Origin of the sequence: Synechococcus sp. W55.2 (assembly GCF_047461635.1) — a bacterium.
Classification (GTDB): Bacteria; Cyanobacteriota; Cyanobacteriia; order Thermostichales; family Thermostichaceae; genus Thermostichus.
Genome location: NZ_JANSHM010000007.1, coordinates 42,682 through 62,756 on the forward strand (window position 1 = coordinate 42,682; position 20,075 = coordinate 62,756).

15 protein-coding genes and 3 pseudogenes are annotated in these 20,075 nt (G+C 58.4%); 7 read left to right on the forward strand and 11 right to left on the reverse strand.

Annotated elements, in window-relative coordinates:
• The first annotated feature begins 43 nt into the window (after window positions 1–43).
• Both rnc and NW828_RS02970 read left to right on the forward strand, forming a co-directional pair.
• Complete coding sequence (gene rnc, locus NW828_RS02965; protein WP_414381356.1) at window positions 44–766, forward strand: ribonuclease III; 723 nt, start codon at window positions 44–46, stop codon at window positions 764–766.
• Window positions 763–990, forward strand: coding sequence for a hypothetical protein (locus tag NW828_RS02970; protein WP_414355629.1), 228 nt, complete (start codon window positions 763–765; stop codon window positions 988–990). Before rnc ends, NW828_RS02970 begins: the two co-directional genes overlap by 4 nt.
• Window positions 991–1,063: 73 nt before the next feature.
• On the opposite strand, the gene NW828_RS02975 is transcribed toward NW828_RS02970, so the two are convergent.
• The 4 genes and pseudogenes from NW828_RS02975 to NW828_RS02990 form a co-directional block, all read right to left on the reverse strand.
• Window positions 1,064–1,483, reverse strand: coding sequence for an AI-2E family transporter (locus NW828_RS02975; RefSeq protein WP_414381403.1), 420 nt, complete (start codon window positions 1,481–1,483; stop codon window positions 1,064–1,066).
• Between the two features lie 64 nt (window positions 1,484–1,547).
• Window positions 1,548–2,318 (reverse strand): annotated as a pseudogene (locus NW828_RS02980) (AI-2E family transporter); the annotation flags it as partial.
• 158 nt (window positions 2,319–2,476) lie between these two features.
• Window positions 2,477–3,385 (reverse strand): hypothetical protein, encoded by a 909-nt coding sequence (locus NW828_RS02985; protein WP_414381359.1) that lies wholly within the window; start codon window positions 3,383–3,385, stop codon window positions 2,477–2,479.
• A gap of 323 nt (window positions 3,386–3,708) precedes the next feature.
• Entirely contained in the window at window positions 3,709–4,041 is a 333-nt protein-coding gene (locus NW828_RS02990) for an OmpA family protein (protein ID WP_414381405.1), read from the reverse strand.
• Window positions 4,042–4,067: 26 nt separating this feature from the next.
• Here NW828_RS02990 and NW828_RS02995 point away from each other — a divergent pair, with 26 nt between their 5' ends.
• Complete coding sequence (locus NW828_RS02995) at window positions 4,068–4,598, forward strand: hypothetical protein (protein ID WP_414381362.1); 531 nt, start codon at window positions 4,068–4,070, stop codon at window positions 4,596–4,598.
• 103 nt (window positions 4,599–4,701) lie between these two features.
• Here NW828_RS02995 and NW828_RS03000 read toward each other — a convergent pair whose 3' ends face one another.
• From NW828_RS03000 to NW828_RS03020, 5 genes and pseudogenes are all read right to left on the reverse strand, one after another.
• Entirely contained in the window at window positions 4,702–4,905 is a 204-nt protein-coding gene (locus NW828_RS03000; RefSeq protein WP_041436260.1) for a hypothetical protein, read from the reverse strand.
• Window positions 4,906–5,083: 178 nt separating this feature from the next.
• Complete coding sequence (locus NW828_RS03005; protein WP_414381364.1) at window positions 5,084–6,487, reverse strand: 1-acyl-sn-glycerol-3-phosphate acyltransferase; 1,404 nt, start codon at window positions 6,485–6,487, stop codon at window positions 5,084–5,086.
• A gap of 135 nt (window positions 6,488–6,622) precedes the next feature.
• Window positions 6,623–7,078 (reverse strand): AbrB family transcriptional regulator, encoded by a 456-nt coding sequence (locus tag NW828_RS03010; RefSeq protein WP_414381366.1) that lies wholly within the window; start codon window positions 7,076–7,078, stop codon window positions 6,623–6,625.
• A 566-nt stretch (window positions 7,079–7,644) separates the two neighbouring features.
• Window positions 7,645–8,832: pseudogene (locus tag NW828_RS03015) on the reverse strand (HAD-IC family P-type ATPase); the annotation flags it as partial.
• A gap of 692 nt (window positions 8,833–9,524) precedes the next feature.
• Window positions 9,525–10,532 (reverse strand): annotated as a pseudogene (locus tag NW828_RS03020) (HAD-IC family P-type ATPase); the annotation flags it as partial.
• A gap of 373 nt (window positions 10,533–10,905) precedes the next feature.
• On the opposite strand from NW828_RS03020, the gene NW828_RS03025 reads away from it, so the two are divergent.
• Entirely contained in the window at window positions 10,906–12,258 is a 1,353-nt protein-coding gene (locus tag NW828_RS03025; RefSeq protein ID WP_414381369.1) for an FAD/NAD(P)-binding oxidoreductase, read from the forward strand.
• A gap of 54 nt (window positions 12,259–12,312) precedes the next feature.
• On the opposite strand, the gene NW828_RS03030 is transcribed toward NW828_RS03025, so the two are convergent.
• Together NW828_RS03030 and NW828_RS03035 are read right to left on the reverse strand one after the other, a co-directional pair.
• Window positions 12,313–13,917 (reverse strand): serine/threonine-protein kinase, encoded by a 1,605-nt coding sequence (locus NW828_RS03030; RefSeq protein WP_414381372.1) that lies wholly within the window; start codon window positions 13,915–13,917, stop codon window positions 12,313–12,315.
• A 67-nt stretch (window positions 13,918–13,984) separates the two neighbouring features.
• Window positions 13,985–15,226 (reverse strand): HhoA/HhoB/HtrA family serine endopeptidase, encoded by a 1,242-nt coding sequence (locus tag NW828_RS03035; RefSeq protein ID WP_414381374.1) that lies wholly within the window; start codon window positions 15,224–15,226, stop codon window positions 13,985–13,987.
• A 189-nt stretch (window positions 15,227–15,415) separates the two neighbouring features.
• Here NW828_RS03035 and NW828_RS03040 point away from each other — a divergent pair, with 189 nt between their 5' ends.
• From NW828_RS03040 to glgP, 3 genes are all read left to right on the forward strand, one after another.
• Complete coding sequence (locus NW828_RS03040; RefSeq protein WP_414381407.1) at window positions 15,416–15,949, forward strand: nucleoside deaminase; 534 nt, start codon at window positions 15,416–15,418, stop codon at window positions 15,947–15,949.
• A gap of 273 nt (window positions 15,950–16,222) precedes the next feature.
• A complete protein-coding gene (locus tag NW828_RS03045; protein WP_414381376.1) occupies window positions 16,223–17,407 on the forward strand; it encodes a SpoIID/LytB domain-containing protein in 1,185 nt (394 codons plus the stop codon).
• A 423-nt stretch (window positions 17,408–17,830) separates the two neighbouring features.
• Window positions 17,831–20,032, forward strand: coding sequence for an alpha-glucan family phosphorylase (gene glgP / locus NW828_RS03050; RefSeq protein ID WP_414381378.1), 2,202 nt, complete (start codon window positions 17,831–17,833; stop codon window positions 20,030–20,032).
• Window positions 20,033–20,075 lie beyond the last annotated feature (43 nt).

Below are 20,075 nucleotides of genomic sequence, written 5' to 3' on the forward strand. Positions count from 1 at the left end.
CTGTGCAGTTCTGACCGCTAAGGCAACGTCAGCACCTGAGTGTATGGTTGAGTTGATCCCGTCCCGCCGTCGTGCCTTGGAGCATTTGCTGGCTCGTCTTGGATTCAGGGATCCGGCTTTGCTGGAGCAGCTGCGCTGGGATCTGCTGGATCAGGCCTTGATTCACCCTTCTCTGGATGGCCAGCGGAACAACGATCGGCTGGAGTTGTTGGGGGATTCTGTCCTGCGGATTTTGGTTACGGAATTCTTGTTTCAGTCCTATCCCCATCTGTCGGTGGGAGAGCTGACCGCGATTCGCTCTGACCTGATCAGCGATGCTCACCTGGCAGAACTGGCGGATCTGCAGGGCCTGGATCGCTACCTGGAGGTGGGATCCAGCTCGCAAAACGACTTGGCCGGGCGGGGTCGGCGGCTGGCGGATGCTTTCGAGGCTCTCCTGGGAGCCTTTTATCTCAGTTGGGGTATTTACACGCTGCCCAGGCTGCATCCCTGGCTGGATCCCTACTTACACCGACGAGTGGAGCAATGGTTCCAAGACCCCACTCGGCGCAACCCCAAAGCAGCCTTGCAAGAACTGACCCAACGCCTTTGGGGTAGCCTGCCCGAATACCGCCTGGTGGCCGCCCAGGAGCATCCCCCTCATTTCACCATGGAAGTTTGGGGGCAAGGGCGGTGCTGGGGCCGCGGTGAAGGTCGCTCGAAAAAGGCTGCGGAAATGGCCGCCGCTGCTCAAGCCTACGAACACTTGCAGTCGGAGAAGACATGAGAGGCAACCACCGCTACGAGTTGGCCAGTTGGTTGTTTTTGCTGGGGAGCAGCCTGTTTGCGGCGAGCGAGGTGATGACCTTGGGTAGCGACCCCCCTCCGTGGGATCCCGCAGCTCCAACCCTTCTCAATCTAAAGGTTGTCCAAACCCTGCTGGGAATAGGAGCCAGTCTCCTGTTCGTCGTAGGCAGTGCTCTGTTTATCCTCGATGCCCGTCACCGCTGAGATGCGCCCCTTATCCAGCAACCACAATAGCCCTTCTCCGAGAGCGGAGAGAGGCGAATAGATGAGAAGCTTGCTAATAAGGACTTCTTCCGGCTACGGGATCCGCAGGCGAGAGACTTTCTTTCTGTGGCAACCCTTCCGGCTCGTTTGACGAGTCATTCGGACCAGAGGAAAAAGATGGCTCTGGGCTGCTCGCGTCGGCAGGATCCATCCCCGGCAAAGCCAAAGAACCAGCAGCCTCGGTGGCCCGAGCATACAGCCTGGCTCGAACCTCTGCCTCCTGCTTGGGCTTCAGATAAAGGTTCTCCAGCAGCACCGCCATACCCGCCACCCACGGGGGGGCGATCACCGCCCCAACAATACCCAACAACTGGGTACCGCCCAGCACCGCCAGCAACTGATACAAGGGCTTCACCTGCACCGAGGATCCCACCAACAGAGGATCCAACACATAGGTTTCCAGGTTTTGAACGGCAACGTATAGGATCAGCACCCACAAAAAAAGTCCAGCCCCCCTGAACGATTGCCACCACCAAGGCGGGCAGGGATCCCAGTACCGGCCCGATAAAGGGAATCAAGTTGGTAAACCCAGCGATCACCCCCAGCGCCAGAGCAAACTCCGACAGGCCCAGAAAGCGAAGCGAGACGGTGATCATCACGCCCAAAATGGCAGAGACCAGCACCCGCCCCTGAATGTAGCCCCCCATGCGCTGGGCCATCGGGTGTACCTGCTGAGCCAGCCGGTCATTCCAGGGATAAGGAAACAACTCCACCAAGCCTCGCACCAAGTCAGAGCCGCTCACCAGCATGTAGCCGGAAATGAAGAGGGTCAGCACCGTGGTTAGCAGACCACCCAGCAAACCGCGGGTGAAGTCGAAAGACTGCACCAGCACCCGTTGTCCCGAGCGAACTGCCCAGCTCATCAACGACTGAGGATCGAGCAACTGGTTTAAGTAGTCCAGCGCCGCCGGATCCACCCCCGCCAGATCGGCAATCCAGGTATCCACCAACAGTTGCAACTGCTCCAGATAGAAAGGCAGCCTCGTCAGCAACCGCTGGGTCTGAGTTACCACCGTTGGGCCAATAAGCAGAGCCAAGCCGGCAATCCCGGCAATTAAACTCAGGTACACCCCTACCACCCCCAACCAGCGGGGGATGCGTAATCGCTCGGCAAGATCCACCAGGGGAGCCAGCGCTGCCGCCACCACCACCGCGATCATCACCGTCAGCACCAAGCTGCGCAGTTGCCACAGCAGCAACAACAGCATCCCTGTGGCCACCACCAGGGCTACAGAGGATACGGAGATGGTCAGTTGTCTTCGGCTCATCACTTGGCTGGGTTCTCTTCAGGGGGGCGTTCAAGCCCCCTAGGTAACAGATGGCTCTACCATCCTGGCCTGGCTTGGACGAACTTGCCAAATGCTCCTGGGCAAAGACCCCAAACCCAGCGCTTCAGATCCTCAGCAAAAACCCCGCCAGAGCTGAGCTACCGCAACAGTTCCCTCCGCACCGCTTCTACATATTCCAGCAGCCCCGGGGATCCCGTGCCGGAAGCCCGCCACAACATCAAAGCGCTACCCAAATCGGAAGCGGCACCAGCCCTATCCTCTCCCTGGTAAGCGCGCGCCATACCGCGGTGGTAGTAACCTTCAGCCCGCTGGGGCTGCACCTCGATAGCCCGGCTGAAATCCTGAACGGCCAAATTGAAGTCGCAGATGCTGGCCCACATCAGGCCGCGATGGACATAGGCCTCGAAAAGATCGGCAGCACTTTGATTTTGCTTGGCCAGCTCAATCGCCAGATGCGACACATCAAACGCCGATTCCAGATGGCCTTGTTCGGCCCAGATGCGAGAGCGGATCAAGTGCAGTTGCGGGTTGTGATAGGCAATCCGATCCAGAGGAGACAAGGTTGCCAGAGCCTGCTCAGGTTCTTGCAAACGCTCGTGTTGGATTTTGGCCTTGAGCAAATAGGCTTCAGCCAGATAGGGATCCAAAGCAATAGCAATATCCAGATCCCGCAGAGCGGAGCGCATCAGGTAAGCAATGGCAGAAGCATGCTCCGGCTGCGGTAAAGCAGCAGGATCCTCCTGAGACTGACGCCAGAAGTATTCCGCCCGTTGCAGATAAAGCTGCGCATTTCCCGGCTCCTGCTGGATGAATTGGGTTAGCAGCGCCAGCTCATTGGGAAGATCCGCCGGAGCAGAGGATTGAGAGAGAGTGGGATCCTGACGCTGAGGCCGTGCCGGCACGGCAAGGCTTGGGTTGGAACGGCCAACACCCCCGGCGGGCTGGGGAGCTGCCTGCTGTACCAGCAACTGATGAGCCTGCTGCTGGTGAGCGAGAGAGCGCTGCTCAAGCTGTTGTACCCGTTCTTGCAGCTGGGCTTGCCGCATGAGCCAAGATCCAGAACCTGCTTCATCTTCAAACAAGGCCTGGGATGAGGGCAGGGAGTGCTCCCAAGCTTGTAGAGAAACCTCAGTGACAGGACTCTGGCTCTTACGAGATGAGGTCAACCAGCCACCTTCTCCAATCAAAAACGGCAAAGACAGCAAACCCAACAGCGCCGAGCCGGAGAACAGAAGACTGGGCCTAAGCATGGATCCCACCCCTTGAAATAGCCTAGAAATGAAGAGTTGCCTCTAAACTAGTTCGCCGCAGCCGCAGTGTCCAGAGTTTCGGCGATGCTTGCCCTGAGCCAAAACTCAGAAACTCTCCCCTAGGGGATTCTGCCACCCGCCAGATCCACCAACTCCACGCGGCGGTTTTTTGCTCGGCCCTCCTCGGTGGCGTTGCTGGCCACAGGAGCAGAGAACCCCACACCAACCGGATAGAGTCGACGTTGCTCGATACCCAGCTGAACCAACCGGTTGACAACCGCCTCGGCCCGGCGCCGCGAGAGACCTAGGTTGTAGTCGAAGCTACCGGTCGCATCGGTATGACCGACCACGAGGATGCTGAGGTCGGTGCGCTCGCGCATCAGCTTGGCGATCTCGGCAAGGGTGGGCTCGGCAGCCGCTTCGATTTGATCCGAGTCATAGGCAAAGAGAATGCCGTAGAGGAAGTGCCACCCTTACCTTGGTTCAGTTCGACTCCCAGGATCCCTATGAAGTCATTCACCGCTTCAAGCCAATTGCCGAGGTCCCTGAGCTGACCCGCGAGACCTACGTGCCGCGAGCTTCTACTCCCTTGCTGGATGCCATGGGGCGCGGCATCATCGACCTAGAAAAGAGCCTCAGCGACCTCAGCGAGGCAGATCGCCCGGCCAAGGTTGTGATGGTTGTGGTAACCGATGGGCAAGAGAATGCCAGTCGCGAGTTCCGCAAAGAGCAAATTGAGAAGATGATCAAGGAAAAAACCGAGAAGGAGAGCTGGCAGTTTGTCTTCTTAAGCGCCGATCTGGCTGCCATTGGGGATGCCCAAACCGTTGGCTTCGCTCCCAGCGCGTCCTTGCTATATCAGAAGTCTAAATTGGGCAGCGCAGGAGCGTGGACTTCTCTCTCTCGGCGCACCTCCGAGTACCGATTGGCTGTTCGCCAGAGGCTTATGTTCCTTGATGAAGACCGACAGCATCCCGACGATCCGAACAAGGGCAAGGAAGAAAGCTAATCCCTCTGCGGATAGGGCTTTGTGGGCAGGTTGACACGGGAAGCCCCTCGGATCCAGGGAAAGGGGAAGTATCGCAATGACCTCTGGGCCAGGGGGGATCCCTTCAGCGCCGTCGTCTGGAGCAGCGACGCAGTAACCAACTGGCGGCGGCCCGGTCGCCTTCATCCCACGCCAACCGCTCCACGGCCACCATCACCATCGAGGTGATTACAGCTTCACTTAAATGGCGAGAACGCAAATGCTGCACGGCTGAAGTGGCGGCCTCCAGGTCGCGTCTGCGAATGGCGCGGAGCAGCTCATCAGACATAGACCAAGTCAACGAGCCTCACTTCCTTTCTGCCCCCTTTCTACCCCAAGAGCCAGAAACTTCCCCTTTCCTTCACCTGCTTGTCAGATAATGCAAAAGTTCGTCTTACTCTCACGAAATATCTCACAAGATGTCTCAGGAATTGTTACACTTTTTGCCCCTGAGCCGACCAGGCATGTTAGGCAGCAGGAAGAGCCACAGGAGAGCACGGGATCCCTTTGATAAGCCGCTCCATTTCCGCTTGTAAATCTTGGGTGAGGGCTTGTACGGCTTGTCGGCGGTTGGCCTGGTAGGCGGGCCAGCGTTCGGAAACCGAGAGGGGATCCCCAATGCTGAAACGGGCCAGGCGGGGTCCCAAGCGGGGGGGAGCAGTTCCAACAGGATTTTCTCCTTTGATCCAGGCCAACAGGCTCCAGAGGCGCAGGGCGGTTTCCGCCAACTCATCCAGACTCAAACTGGGCTGCTCAGGTACAGGGCGCACCGCAAACACCATCAAGGTTTCCGCCAAGCGCATGTGCCAGAGGTGAAAACTGGCCTCAGCAGCCACTCGATTGGCCAGCCCCCTCTCCAGAGCCGAGAGACCAGCAATATCGGCAATATCTTCGCGGTAGATCCAGGCCCAGCCCGCCTGTTCGATGCGGTGCCGCCGCTCGATGAAGTCTCCTTGAGGCTCTAGGCCGAAATGTTGCTCGGCCACCCGCAGGGCCAGATCTGACAAGCTTTGAAGACGCGCCAACAGATCCCCCTCTTTAACTTGGGCTCTATCTGCAGCAGGAAGAGCAGGGGCATAGAAGCGCTCATAGAAGGTCTGCATGACCTGGAGCAGGTGTTCTCCCAAGCGAAGGATACGGGCCAGCAAAAAGGCTTGACCGGCGTGAGCCGAGCGCGTGGGCGGCAGCTTGCAATCGGCCTCCATGCGGCTGAGCAATCTATTCAGAGCGGCACTGGGATCCCTCAGGTAAGAATAGCGAAGGCCCACCGGCAGGATCAGCACCTGCTCTGGCCGTCCCGCCTTGTGCAGATCCTCCACCGCCCAAAAGCTCATCTGGGCTACCCCCGGCTCCAACGGGTTGAGAAGACTGCTCATGCCGTTGATCGTCCCTTCTGGAGCTACCGCCAGCGGATATTGGCCCGATACAAACTGCTCACGAGAACTCTTTAGCCCTGCCCGATCCAGACGGCCCCGCAAAATCGGGATCCCGCCCAAGCGCGGCAAGCCCCAACGGGCAACGGATCCCAGCCACAGAGGTAGGCCGCGGTCGTAGACAAACAAAACGTGGGGCCGGCCCCGAAAGCGGATCCCCTGGCGTTGGGCCACCTGCGGCAGGAGATGGGCGAACAAGTACATCAAGCAGGGGGGATCATCGAGGGTCGGGTGTCGAAACGCCACCAACAGGCGAATCTTGCCCGCCTCAAACTGCTGATAAAGCTGAGCCAAACGCTCTCCTCCCTCCACTTCAACGCGAGGGATCCCTTTGGTCCATCGCAACCAAAAGGGCAAGCCTGCTTGAGCAAAACGAACGACCCAAGGCGTCAATCGCGGTGGCAAAAACTTGAGGGGTGGCTGAACCTTCTGTTGCATAGGGATCCTTATCTAGGGTCAGCAAGATCGGTGAACCTAGGCTTTGGATCCCATCTTAAAGAGGGCAAGGCAAGAAGAAAGCCACACAGTGACAGTTCGTCAACTGGATCCCTTCTCCTCAACCCCAGGAGAGGTTCAAGCCCCAGCAGTTTTTTTTCGGCGACCGCGAGTCGCTTTGGGGGAAGCTTCTTTGCTGCTTGGGGTTGACTCCTCCACCACCTGGCCGTTTAGCACTTGCTTGAGGTGAATGTGCTTGTAACCCAGCTGAATCTCAAACTCATCCCCAGGCTTGAGATTCATTTTTTCGGTGTAGGCCGACCCAATGATCAACTGCCCATTTTTGTGAACGCTGACCCGAAAGGTTGGCTCACGACCGCGCTTGTCCCGGCTGGAACTTGGGCTGAGACTCAGACCTTTTGCCGCCAGCACCGCGTCATAGAACTCATTCAAGTTGACGCGAGGCTTGTTGGTCTTGGTCATGGTTACATAGCCACATCGCTTTGCCGTTTCTCGGCGTGGAAGATGCCCCAACGCTTCGACCTTCTGCAGCAGAGCCTTCCCGGTTAAAGGTTGTGGTGGTATATCTGACATTTTTTAATGTCCTACATCCTTCCCCTAAGATCATAGCCTTATGGTGTACCCCTGCAACCGAAAGTCGGAGGCTTTTTTGAAGACAGGTTTTTCTCCTGTTCCTTGAGCCGGCAGCTCGGAAGGAAAAGCCTCTTCTCACTCAAGAGATGTTCCCGCTCTTGCCAAAAGGTGATGGAGGCAAAAAGAACTCAAGCCCTGAAGAGTGCTGGGGTTTGCGTGGAGGGAGCTGACAAAAGATCGCCTTGGGGGTAGTACCGCGGTGTAGATCCGACTCACCGCTTCCTACAGCCTCATCCCCACTCGTCGGCTGCCCCAAACTCTGATCACAGCCAGAAAACAGGCTCGACTTTCCAAAAAACCGCCGCTGAGATGGTGATTGCCTTGCGGAAATGGGTCGAAAAGATAGCCAGAGCGGGTGTGAAGCTGGATGCCATCACACCTGGCCCGGCGGTCACTTTCCCCTCTTGGCAAAGGCCGGTCACATCTGAGTAGTGGCTGAGGGATCCCCTCTTCGACATTTCTTTAGATAGGAGACCAGTGAGCGCGAGTTGCCCAAAGCAAGTTATTCATTCAGGATCCACTCGATTGGCTGCCGCTGAGACAACGATGAGTGGCAAGCTCACCAGCAAACAAAAGCCCCATTGCTCCCAAGACAGGGGTGCTGTGTCGAAGATAATGTTGAACAGGCTCCACTGGCTGAAGAGGATCTGCAGCAGGATGGCCGCCCCAATGCCGATGGCAATGGCTGCTGTATCCATGAGGCGCTCATGGCGCTCCAATTGGCTGGCACGTCCACGGCCCAACAGGGTAGGAATGGCCTGGCTGAGGCTGAGCAAGTAGAAGATGCGCCCGATCACCAACGCTTGGATGGCCATGGTGCGGGCCAGGTTAAGGTTGCCGGTGGTTTGTTCGATGTATTCAAAAACCCCGAAGATCAAGATCCAGTTGAACACGGACACCAGCAGGATGCGCTGCAGCAGCCTAGGAGAGAGCAAGTTGGCCTCCGGATCCCGCGGTGGGCGAGTCATCTCTCGGCCTGTGCTCGGCTCAAAGGCAAGAGGCACCGTCATGGTGATGGAGTTGATCATGTTTAGCCACAGCACTTGAATGGCCAGAATGGGGAGCTCGCGGTTGAGCAGCACGCTGAGGAGAATCGTCATCGATTCCCCCCCGTTCACCGGCAGGATGAAGGCAATGGCTTTGAGCAGGTTGTTGTAAACCGTGCGCCCCTCCTCAACGGCTGCCTCAATGGAGGCGAAGTTGTCATCGGTCAGGATCATGTCGGCAGCAGCTTTGGCCACTTCGGTGCCGCCTCGCCCCATGGCAATCCCCACATCTGCTTGCTTTAGGGCCGGAGCGTCGTTGACGCCATCGCCGGTCATGGCCACGATCTGCCCCCGCGCTTGCAGAGCTTCCACCAGGCGCAGTTTTTGCTCTGGCACCACCCGCGCGAAGACGGATCCCCGATTGGCAGCTTCCACAAATTCCTCCGGGCTGAGCTGCTCCAGATCTCGACCGCTGTAGGCTTGCACAGGTTTTCCACCCCCCAGGCCCATCTGCTCGGCAATGGCCTGAGCCGTGAGCACGTGGTCGCCGGTGATCATCTTCACCTGCATCCCAGCCGTTTGACAGGAATGCACGGCGGCAATGGCCTCTGGCCGCGGCGGGTCAATCATCCCCTGCAAGCCCAAGAAAATCAGCCCTTCCTCTAGATCTGAGTGATCCACCTGAGTTTGGCTGCTGGGGACGGTTTTACCGCAAGGACTTTTTGATTGCGCCTTATTACTTACTTCAATGGGCCGGGTAGTTGACTCAGTTAGGTCAAGCGTGCTACCTTGGCGCAGACTATCGGCTTGCAAGAAGGGGACTATGCCCGGAAGGTTGGTCTATAAACTAGGTGAACACCGCCTCAAGGTGTTGGTCATCAACCCTGAGAAAGGCTCAAGGAGGCGGATGTATAAATCGATACCGATTCTAAGCCGTTGCCTAGAGCGGACTGGTAGGCTTCTCGGCTTAGACCGGGCAACTGAGGACGACATAAAGGTAGTTAAGCAAATTAAGGTAGGTGGAGAAGCATCCGAGGAAGAAGGAGGTCAACCCCCACCAGAAGAAGGTGAGGAAGGGGGAGAAACTGAAACCCGCGAGATTATCTATTACCGGCTTGGGAGCTGGAGGGCCGATAGGATAATACTGGTCTATAAGAAGTACATAGAGGAGTCGGGAGGAGAAGAAGGGGGGCAACAACAAGGAGGAGAAGGGGAAGGAGCAGAGAGAGAGAAGATACAAGCTAAAAAGCTAAAAAGGCTCTACATCCCCATCCCAAGTTGGGCGCCAAACTACGTGGTGCTCCCGACTCTGTTTTCCAAAGCAGAAGCGGCAGGCCTAGAACTTGTAGGAGCCTATCGCCACGGCTACATGATCCCTGCACCCGGTCAATTGGGCAAAGGCCAGAACTCGCAGCTGCCGGTAGCTTGCGGATAATGGCGTGGCGTTTTGCCATGCGGGAAACCCCAATCGCCAAGGTTACAGTGACTACCGCCGGCAAGCCTTCGGGGATAGCACTCACCGCCAGCGCCACTGCCGCCTCAAAGACACTGGCCGCCCCCTGTCCCTGAGCCAATCCCACCAAAAAGGTGAGCCCGGCCAAGCTGAGGATGATCCTGAGCAGCATGAGGCTGAATTCCTCGAACTTGCGTGTTAGGGGAGTTTGCAGGGATCCCCCCTTTTCGACCAACTCCGAGATACGGCCTGTTTGAGTCTGGTTGCCGATGGCCACCACCACCCCTGCTCCTTGGCCGAAGGTAACAAAGCTGCCGGCGTAGGCCATGTTCTGGCGGTCCGCAAGAGAAGTCTCCTCTGGCAGGGATCCCAGCCGTTTTTCCACCGGCACCGACTCTCCGGTCAGGGCCGATTCATCCACCTGTAAGTTGCGCACGCTCAGCAAGCGCAGGTCGGCGGGCACCTTATCTCCCGAGCTCAAGAGCACCACATCCCCCGGCACCAGCTCCCGCGAGGGCACCCGCAGTTTTTGCCCATCCCGGATGACCGTGACCTCCGTCACCACCGACTGGGCCAGGGCGGCGATCGCTTCCTCCGCTTTGGACTCTTGGATGTAGCCGATGAGGGCGTTGATCACCACCACCGCCCAGATCACGATGGCATTGCGCCAGGATCCCAAGAACGCCTTGACCGCCCCGGCAACCATCAAGATGTAGAGCAAGGATTGGTTGAACTGCTGCAGAAACTTCACCCAGGCCGGGGTAGCCGCCTTGGCCTTTAGCTCGTTGGGGCCATATTGCTTCTGCCGCTGGATCACCTCAGCTTGAGACAGACCCCGTTCCAGAAGCGCCGCCAGAAGCAGATCCACTGCAACGATTTGGCGGGCAACTTCCTCTTCGGGCAGGGCGTGCCAGGGAGCTGCCGGCAATGAGTCAGGGGAGACGGATTTTGCCATCGCAGGTCTCTAGTTGAATCGCAACAGAACTTGAAAGCCAGCCGTGAATTCAACGGCAAATCCCTCGTACAGTCCACAGCCTAGCCGACGCCGCCTACCCCCCAGAAGTGCCGCTGTTCCCCCCAGCGTCAACAAAGCCTAAGTCCTAGGCTAAGATTTGCCTCAAATTCTCGACAGCTTGAAAAAATGGCTATATTCTTATCGGGTGTTATGATTACGCTTGTTTCCCAGCTGCAGCTCCTGAAGGCTGGCAATCTGCAGAGTCTTCTACGGATTGCCAGTTCGGGGTTGTTGGCTGTCATTTAACAGGTTCTTCCGCATTAAACTAAACAGCTTCTTGAGCTCAAGTTCAGTTCTGTTTGAGGAAACTGCTGTGTCAACGACTACTAAGCCAATGGAACTCAAAACCCAATCCCCACCCGCCTCCACCCAAACGAACGGGCGCCCTGGCGTGGAGGGATCCACCTCCAGAACTTCGCAACCTGTCATTCACCATCAAATTGTTGTAGTGGGAGGAGGGGCTGCCGGCATCAGCGCAGCGGCCCAGTTGCTGGAGCGCAAGCGTAACCTCGACATCGCGATCATCGAGCCATCCGACAAGCATGACTATCAGCCGGGCTGGACGCTGGTGGGCGGGGGCATTGCACCGCTAGCTAAGTTTGTTCGCGATGAAAAAACCGTGATCCCCAAAGGAGCTAAGTGGATCCAAGCGCGAGTCGCGGAGCTAGATCCGGATCACAACCGCGTGATCACGGAGAGCGGGCAGATCATCGAATATGATTACCTCATCGTTGCCCCAGGGATCCAAATCGACTGGCACTTGATCGAGGGCTTGCCGGAGGCGCTGGGCAAAGGAGGAGTAACCAGCAACTACTCCAAGGACTACGCCCCCTACACTTGGGAGACCATCCGCAACTTCAAGGGGGGAACAGCCATCTTCACGTACCCGGCTACGCCAATCAAGTGCGGCGGCGCCCCTCAAAAAATCATGTACCTGGCCGACGATGTCTTCAAAAGCAAAAGTGGGGTTGGCGTCAACACCAAGGTTCTCTTTTGCACAGCCACTCCCACTCTCTTTGCCGTGCCGGAGTACAGTGCTGCCCTGGAGAAGGTGGTAGAGCGGCGAGGGATCCAGGTGAAATTCAAGCACAACCTCAAAGCCATCCGGCCTGAGACTCAGGAAGCCATCTTTGAAGTCACCACCGACAATGGCAAAGAAGAGGTGAGCCTGCACTACGACATGATCCACGTGGCTCCGCCCATGAGCGCCCCGGACTTCGTCAAGCGCAGCCCCCTGGCTGGCCCTGGAGGATGGGTGGACGTGGATAAAGCAACGCTGCGGCACACCCGCTACCCCAACGTGTTTTCCTTGGGAGATGCCTCTTCTCTGCCAACGTCCAAAACGGCGGCTGCCGCCCGCAAGCAAGCGCCGGTACTGGCGGAAAACCTCTTGGCCGCCATGCAGTCGAAGCCGCTAGTGGCCCGCTACGACGGCTACACCTGCTGCCCCTTGATTACGGGCTACAACTCCCTGATCATGGCTGAGTTTGCCTACAATGCAAAGCTAGCTCCCTCCTTCCCCCTGGACCCAACGCGGGAGCGCTACTCCATGTACCTAGCCAAGGTGCATCTATTACCCTGGCTCTATTGGAACCGCATGCTCAAGGGCAAAAAGTTTGAGGCAGACATCTTCAAGCCCATCAACAAGCTGGTGCACCGCTACTAGGGCTTTCTATCCCCTCACTCCCCAGCCCCTCTCCCTTTGGGAGGGGGGAGTTTTTTACAGGCAGGCTTTGAACTTTTTCAATACCGCCCGATCCAGCATCAGCAGCGCCGCACGTAGGCCACCTGAGTAGCCCCAAAAAAAGCCCACTGGCAGATGACCCTTGGGCGCTGCCAGACGGGTTGTGAGCTCCCCATACCCCAGCCAGCGGCCCTGCACCTGCCAGCCGACTCTTTCCCCCATGCAGTCTTCGCGGGGCAAGGCTGAGAAGGAGCCCGAACGGATCCCTCCTCTTCCCTCCGGGTCACACTCCTGCCAAAGTTGCTTCTGGACGGTAAAGCCAAAGCGCCCATGGCTGGCCCGCACCCACAGTTGGTCAATCAGCCGCAGCATGGGGCAGGGGAAGGCCTGAACATCCTTGGGATCAAAAAAGCCCACTTGCGAGCGCCCAGCAAGCTTCAGCATCAGGGCTGTCGTCCAGCGATCCGCCTCCCCCCACTGCCCCGCTCGCAGCCGATCCCACAGACCTTGCAAGGCAGGGGCTGCTTCCCCCACCCACTCTGGCCAAGAGAGAGTTCCGGGCAGGGATCCCCCCTTCCCTCTCTCCTCTGGACAGACCTCAGGAAAAATCAGGGATCCGGATCCCTCTTCTCTTCCAGCTTTTTTGGCAGTGGCAGGGGTGGGAGGTGCTACCAGTTGCTCTAGCTCTTCCGCCGAGTGCCGGGACAGGAGCTGTTCCAGCTCGTCTTGGGGTTGTGGAGGCTGGGCCAAGATCTGCTCCAGCTCCCTCAGCTCTTGGGTGCGGATGGCTGGCTCAAAAGCAACCGGCTTCCTCCCTTGTTGAGAGGCTTCTGCCGGTAACAGTGCCAGCCACTCGGCCATGGTTTGCGGGCGCTCTTCTGGGTAGAGAGCCATCCCTTTGAGAATGGCAGCCTCCACAACCTCGGGAATGTTGGGGTTAAGGCTGCGAGGGGTATCCAACTGGCGGCCTGTGGCCCGCACTGGCGCACACATAGGCACCATCCCCGTCAGCGCCGTGTAGAGGGTTGCTGCCAAGGCGTAGACATCGGTGAAGGCGCCGCGGCGGCGCAAGCTGTCGTATTGCTCTAGAGGAGCATAGCCATCGGTGCCGTAGGAGGTGTGGCGTTGGATCAGACCTTGGGTGTAGCCGCGAGCTAGGCCAAAGTCGATCAAAACTGCCTGCCCGGATCCCTCCTGCACCATGATGTTGGCTGGTTTCACATCCCGATGCAGGATCCCCTGTTCGTGCAGGGCCATCAGGGCGGATCCCACCTCCTGCGTCAGGCGCAGGGCCTCTGGCAAGGGCAACGGCCCCTTTTGCCGCAAAAGCTGGTGCAGAGTCTGGCCGCGGATGTACTCCATGACAATGCACCAGCGATCCTGCTCCCAGATCACCTCTTCCACCTTCACCACATGGGGGTGGCGGCAGCGGGCCAGTTGCAGCGCCTCGTTCATGAAGTTCTGCTGGAAGTGGGGATAGTCGGGATCCTCACGAAGGCTGTCGTTCAAAACTTTGATAACCACCTGGTCGGCACGGACGTTATCCCAGGCCCGGTAGGTAATGCCGAAGCCCCCCTCTCCTAAGATGGCCTCAATGCGGTAGCGTCCCCCTTGCAATTGTTCACCAACTGCCCAAGCCATATCTGGATCCCTGCCCCTACTGCCATTCTGTCACAGGGATCAGAGAGTTGCTGGCCTATGGAGCCCCCTAGAAGTCCGAGGGCAGCACTCCAGTTTTCACCTGGAAGGTGCGCGCCTGTCCATCGCGGATGACCCGCAGCGTCAGCGTATTGCCCACCCCAGCGGCTTCCACCAACTGCTGCACCTGCTCGGCATCGCGGATGGCCTGCCCATTGATTTCAGTGATCACATCCCCCTCCCGCAAGCCAATCTCCTCAGCCGGGGATCCCGAAATCACCTGCCCGATCAAGACCCCTTCTTCCACTGTCAGCGTGGTGGGACGAGCGGGGTCGCGGTTGAGGCGCGCCACAATGTCAGGGTTGAGGGTGATCATGCGAATGCCCAAGAAGGCGTGTTCTACCCGACCGTCACGGATCAGTTGCTCGGCAATGTCCATGGCGCGGTTGATGGGGATGGCAAAGCCCACACTCTGGGCCCACTGGAAGATGGCCGTATTCACCCCAATCACGCGGCCTTCCGCATCCAGCAGTGGGCCACCCGAGTTGCCGGGGTTAATGGCCGCATCCGTTTGCAGGAAAGTCACCCGCTTGTTGACAGCCCCAATTTGCCCGGAGGAGCGCCCGACGGCGCTGATGATCCCGGCAGTCACGGTATTGTCTAGGCCCAGCGGGTTGCCAATGGCAATAGCCCAATCCCCTGGTCGCACCAAGTCAGAGTTACCCAGGGTAACCGTGGGCAGATTCTCCCCCTCAATTTTGATCACTGCGATATCGGTAACCGGATCTGAGCCCTTCACCTCTCCTTCAAAGGTGCGCCCATCCAGCAGATGAACCCTGACTCGCTCGCTGCCTTCCACCACATGGGCGTTGGTGAGGATCAGGCCACTGGCGTCGATGATAAAGCCCGATCCGGTGCCCTCCTGCTGAAACTCCTGCGGCAACTGCGGTAGTTGATCCCCAAAGAAGCGGCGAAACAGGGGCTGGTTGAACAGTTCTGGGTTGACCCCCCTCGACACGGTGCGGGTGGCATCGATGCGAACCACCGCTGGGCCGACCTTTTGGGCGACTGCAGCAATAAAATTAGAAGGCCGGACGGCATCGGCGGGAGGGGCAGAATTCGCAGCCTCAGGGCGGGGCTCAGACCAGGGCAAAAGGGATCCTACTCCCTCACCGGCCCGTTGCGTCCAAGTGACCAGAGGAGTTTGCTGTAACCACTCCTGCCCCGCTCGAGACGATAGCCAGACCCCACCCGCGACGCCTCCACCAAACAGAGCCATCGCCAAAAGTGTGTGCCGTAGAATCCGCGCCATGATCCCTCCCAAAGCTAAGCCGTATCGCCAAGACTCAAAAGGCGTGAACCAGCTCCCTGACTTGTGCCGTCGAAACTCAGTTCACTCCTGGCCTATTCTACCTATTTTTACTCTTCCTTTCGGATTTCGGGGTATGCGTGTTCACCTTAGCAAATCTTGCGGGCAAAGGCAGTGCTCGAAACACCCAAAATGATCGGGGATCCGAGCGAGCTCCATTCCTCCGAGCCGCAAGGGTGGGATCTGTGGCAGCGCCACCGCGCCTGGATGCAGTTGGCCTTGCGAGAAGCTGAGCAAGCGGGAGAAGCCGGAGAGGTTCCGGTGGCAGCTCTGGTGGTCGGGCCAGGGGAAGAGCTGTTGGCCCTGAGCAGTAACCGGCGGGAACGGGATCGGGATCCCACGGCCCATGCGGAGATCCTAGCCCTACGGCAGGCAGGGCAACGGCTGGGAGATTGGCAACTGCGGGGCTGTCGGCTGTATGTGACCCTGGAGCCCTGCCCCATGTGTGCGGGGGCAATCAGCCAATCGCGGCTGGCCCAGGTAATCTACGGCGCCGATGATCCCAAGGCCGGAGCACTGCGCAGCGTGCTCAATTTGCCAGCTTCTGCCGCCAGCTTCCATTGCCCGGAGGTCATCGGCGGAGTCTGCGAGGCCGAGTGTCGCCGCCTATTGCAGCAGTGGTTTTGCCGCCGGCGCGGGATCCCCTCTGAGCCGGCTGAATCCTGACCGAGGGACTGGGGGCGGAAAATTCTGGGTTGAAGTCGTGCATCTGCAGGATGTTTTTGATACTGTCATAACGGGTTCGGCTGGCCCTTGCCCGGGATCCCGCACCAGCCTCAAAAAAGGCTTTCCGAGTGCGGGATCTCTTGAGCCCAACGGTGGCCGCTTGGGTTGTTGAGGGTGCGTCGGCCCTATGCCTGGATTCTCAAAACCCGACTTGTCCGGGATCCCTCGCTGGCTATGCCCAGCGGCGGGTAGTCTTTCACAGAGGATTGGTGTGTGACTATTGCCCTCTCCTTTTCTCCTCTCCCATCAGCTTGGCTTAGGAGTATTGCCCTTCTGGTTTGGGCTTGGCTGTGCTTGACCTTTCCGGTGCAGGCACGGGTGCTGCTGCGGGTAGGTATTGCCGTCAACAAGCCCCAGGTCACCGTCGGCAGCTCTACCGGAGCCCGCCTATTGAATGCCCAGGGACAGCCGCTGGCAGAGGTGCAGGCCATGCAACCGCTGCAGGCCAGCCGTTCGGGTTCAGCAGTCAGTTTGGCCGGCCAACAGGGAGAACGTCTTTACCTACAGCCCACCACCTCCGATGGGTTAGTGTTTATCGACCAGAATTGGTACCGTGGCTTGGTGGAGTTGATCCCCGGCGAGCGTGGGGTGATTGCCATCAACCAAGTTGGCTTGGAAGACTACGTTTCCAGCGTGGTGGGCAGCGAGATGGGACACCGTTTTCCCATGGAGGCTCTTAAAGCCCAAGCCGTGGCCTCCCGCACCTATGCCCTCTACCACCGCAGTCGCCGTTCCCAGCAGCCTTTTGACTTAGGAAACGGGATTGATTGGCAGGTTTACAAGGGGGTAGCTGCCGAATCCAGCCGTACCCAAGCGGCTGCCCGTGAGACCGCCGGGCAGGTTCTCATCTACCAGGGGCAGTTGATCAATGCGGTTTTCCACTCCTCTGCGGGGGGACATACGGATGATGCAGGCAATGTCTGGTCAGAGTCGCGGCCCTACTTACAGGGGGTGCCGGATTTCGATCAGCACTCACCGGTGTTTAGCTGGACGGCCACCGTTCCTGCCCAACAGATTCAGCAATTGGCTGCCGGGATCGGTGCCATTCGTTCTGTGGAGGTACTGCGCAGCTCCCCGTGGGGACGGGCAATCACGGTGCGCTTGACGGGATCCCAAGGGATCAAAGATCTCAATGCCGGCGATTTTCGTCGGGCTCTAGGGTTGCGCAGCACAAAGATTGCCATTAGCCCGCGCGGGGAGGCCACCACTACGGCCAGCCTGGCTCCTGTGGCAGGGACATTCCCAGCTTTCTTTGAGATTCATGGGCGGGGCTACGGGCACGGGGTGGGCATGAGCCAGTGGGGAGCTGCCGCCCTGGCCAGCCAAAACTACTCTTACCAACAGATCCTCAGCCACTACTACCGCAACACCAGTCTGGCAGTGGTGGAAGGACGTTAAGGCTCAACTTCAAGGAGAAGCCAACAAAATAATCGATTGGTAGCAAAAGTAGCTGCAGTTTTTAAGAGCTTATGGAAAGCAGCATTCTGAGCATTCTATACAGATCTGGAGGGGTTTCCCAAGGGTTCGTTGGGGTTCTGTAGATTTTGTTAACTTTGAGTTAACTCTAACGTTGCACCATCTCTGAAGATAGACGGGCAGCTTCTGCCGGAATCGAAAGCTGGCCTGCCTGCGACCCCTGTTTTTGAAGGCTCCGCGCTGCTGTGGCAAGATCGGGAGAAGCCCTGAAGATTTTGTAGAGATCTTGAATTCCCCCCTCAGAATCCTCAGGATCGGCTCAATAATAATTGAGATACGTTTACCAAGATCGACCTCTACCTCTTCTTTTTCGAGCCCATAACTTTAACCCCAGGTATCTGTCCTATGTCCATTGCCACCTTAGCTCCTGCTTTTCCCGAACGTTGTCCGGTGCTGCCGGAAGCGCTCACGCCCCTGTGCGAGATCGCCCGCAACTATTGGTGGACCTGGAACCCGGATCACCTCACCATTTTCCGGGAAATGGATCCCGCCCTGTGGGAAAAAACCTCCCACAACCCGGTGCGCATGCTGGAGGAGGTTTCCTACTTGCGGTTGGCAGCCTTGGCCACCGATGTGAACTACCTCAACACGTTGAACCGGATGGTGCAGTCCTATCGGAAGTACATGGCGGCTGAGGATACCTGGGCCAAGCGCACCATGAAAACCTACGACTGGCAGCGTCCCATCGCCTATTTCTGTGCCGAATACGGCTTGCACGAGTCTTTGCCCACCTACTCTGGCGGGCTGGGTATGTTGGCTGCCGATCACCTCAAGTCGGCCTCGGATTTGGGAGTGCCCCTGGTGGCCATCGGGTTGCTCTACCGTCAGGGCTACTTCCAACAGCGCCTGGACAACAATGGCTGGCAGGGGGAGCTTTACGAAGACTCTGAGTTTGAGTCTCTGCCGTTGACTCTGGTGCGCCAGCCGGATGGCAGCCCTCTGTTGGTGGAAGTGGCGATGCGGCAGCGGTTGGTGAAGGCGCGTGCCTGGCGAGCAGACGTGGGCCGGGTGCCGCTCTTTCTGCTGGACACCGACCTGCCGGAGAACGACCCCATCGACCGCTGGATTACCGCCCACCTCTACGGGGGCAGCACCGATACTCGCATTGCCCAAGAGTGCATTCTAGGCATCGGTGGGGTGCGTCTGCTGCGCCAGTTGGGTTTGGATCCCATGGTCTATCACATGAATGAAGGTCACGCTGCTTTCCTAACGCTGGAGTTGCTGCGGGAGGAAGTGGCGCGGGGCACCCCCTTCGAGACGGCGGAGGCCAAGGTGCGGGAAAAATGTGTGTTTACTACCCATACACCGGTGCCGGCTGGCCACGATGCCTTTAGCCCCAATGAGATGGATGCGTTCTTTGCCTCCTTCTGGCCTCAACTGGGCCTGACGCGGGAACAATTTTTGGCCTTGGGAGCTCGGCGCACCGGGGATCCCTGGGAGCACTTTAACATGACGGTGCTGGCTTTGCGGTATGCGCGGGCGGCCAATGGGGTAAGCAAGCTCCACGGGCGGGTTTCTCGCGAAATGTGGCGTGTGCTCTACCCCGAGCGATCGGTGGATGAGGTGCCCATCAGCTCCATTACCAATGGGGTTCACGCCCGTACCTGGGTTTCCCCTCTTTTTTGGAACCTCTACGACCAGTACTTGGGCCCCGATTGGCCGGAGCGGGTGTCAGACCCGGAACTGTGGGCCAAGGTGGAAGAGATCCCAGATGAAGAACTGTGGCGGCGCAAAGAGGCTCTGCGGGAGCGGCTGGTGTCTTTTACCCGTCACCGGGTGTTGCGGGCCCGGCGCAATCGCGGCGAAAGCAATGAGCGCATCCAAGCGGTCAACCAGTTGCTGGATCCCAAGGTCTTGACGATTGGGTTTGCCCGCCGCTTCAGCACCTACAAGCGAGGAGATTTGATCCTGCGAAATCTGGAGCGAATTACCCGCATCTTCACCAACAAAGAGCACCCTGTACAGATTATCTTCGCCGGCAAGGCCCATCCGCGGGATGAAGGGGGCAAGCGCCTGATCCAGCGGGTGGTGGAATGGTCGAACCGGCCTGAGGTGGCCAACCGGGTCGCTTTCATCGAAAATTACGATGCCTATGTCGCTCGCAATTTGGTGCAGGGGGTCGATGTGTGGCTGAACAACCCGCGACGCCCTCTGGAAGCCTCTGGCACCTCAGGGCAAAAGGTGGGCTTCAGTGGGGGATTGAATTTGTCGGTACTGGATGGCTGGTGGCCGGAGGGTTACAACGGTCGCAATGGCTGGGCTATTGGCCAAGAAATCGAAGGTCTGGATCCCGCTGCCCAAGACGACTTGGACGCCAACTCCCTCTACGACTTGTTGGAGTATGAAGTAATCCCCATGTTCTACGACCGGGATGAGAAAGGGATCCCGCGCCGCTGGATTGCCCGCATGAAGGAGGCCATCCGCACCCTCAACCCCGTTTTCAACACCGACCGCATGGTAGCGGAGTACGTGCTGAAAATCTACGAGCCTCAGCCCCTGGAAGCAGAGGCGAGCCGGACTTTGTTGGGTTCGGCTGTTGCCGGCTAGGGTGGACTCCCCTCACCCAGAGGGAGAGCGGGAATAACATCAG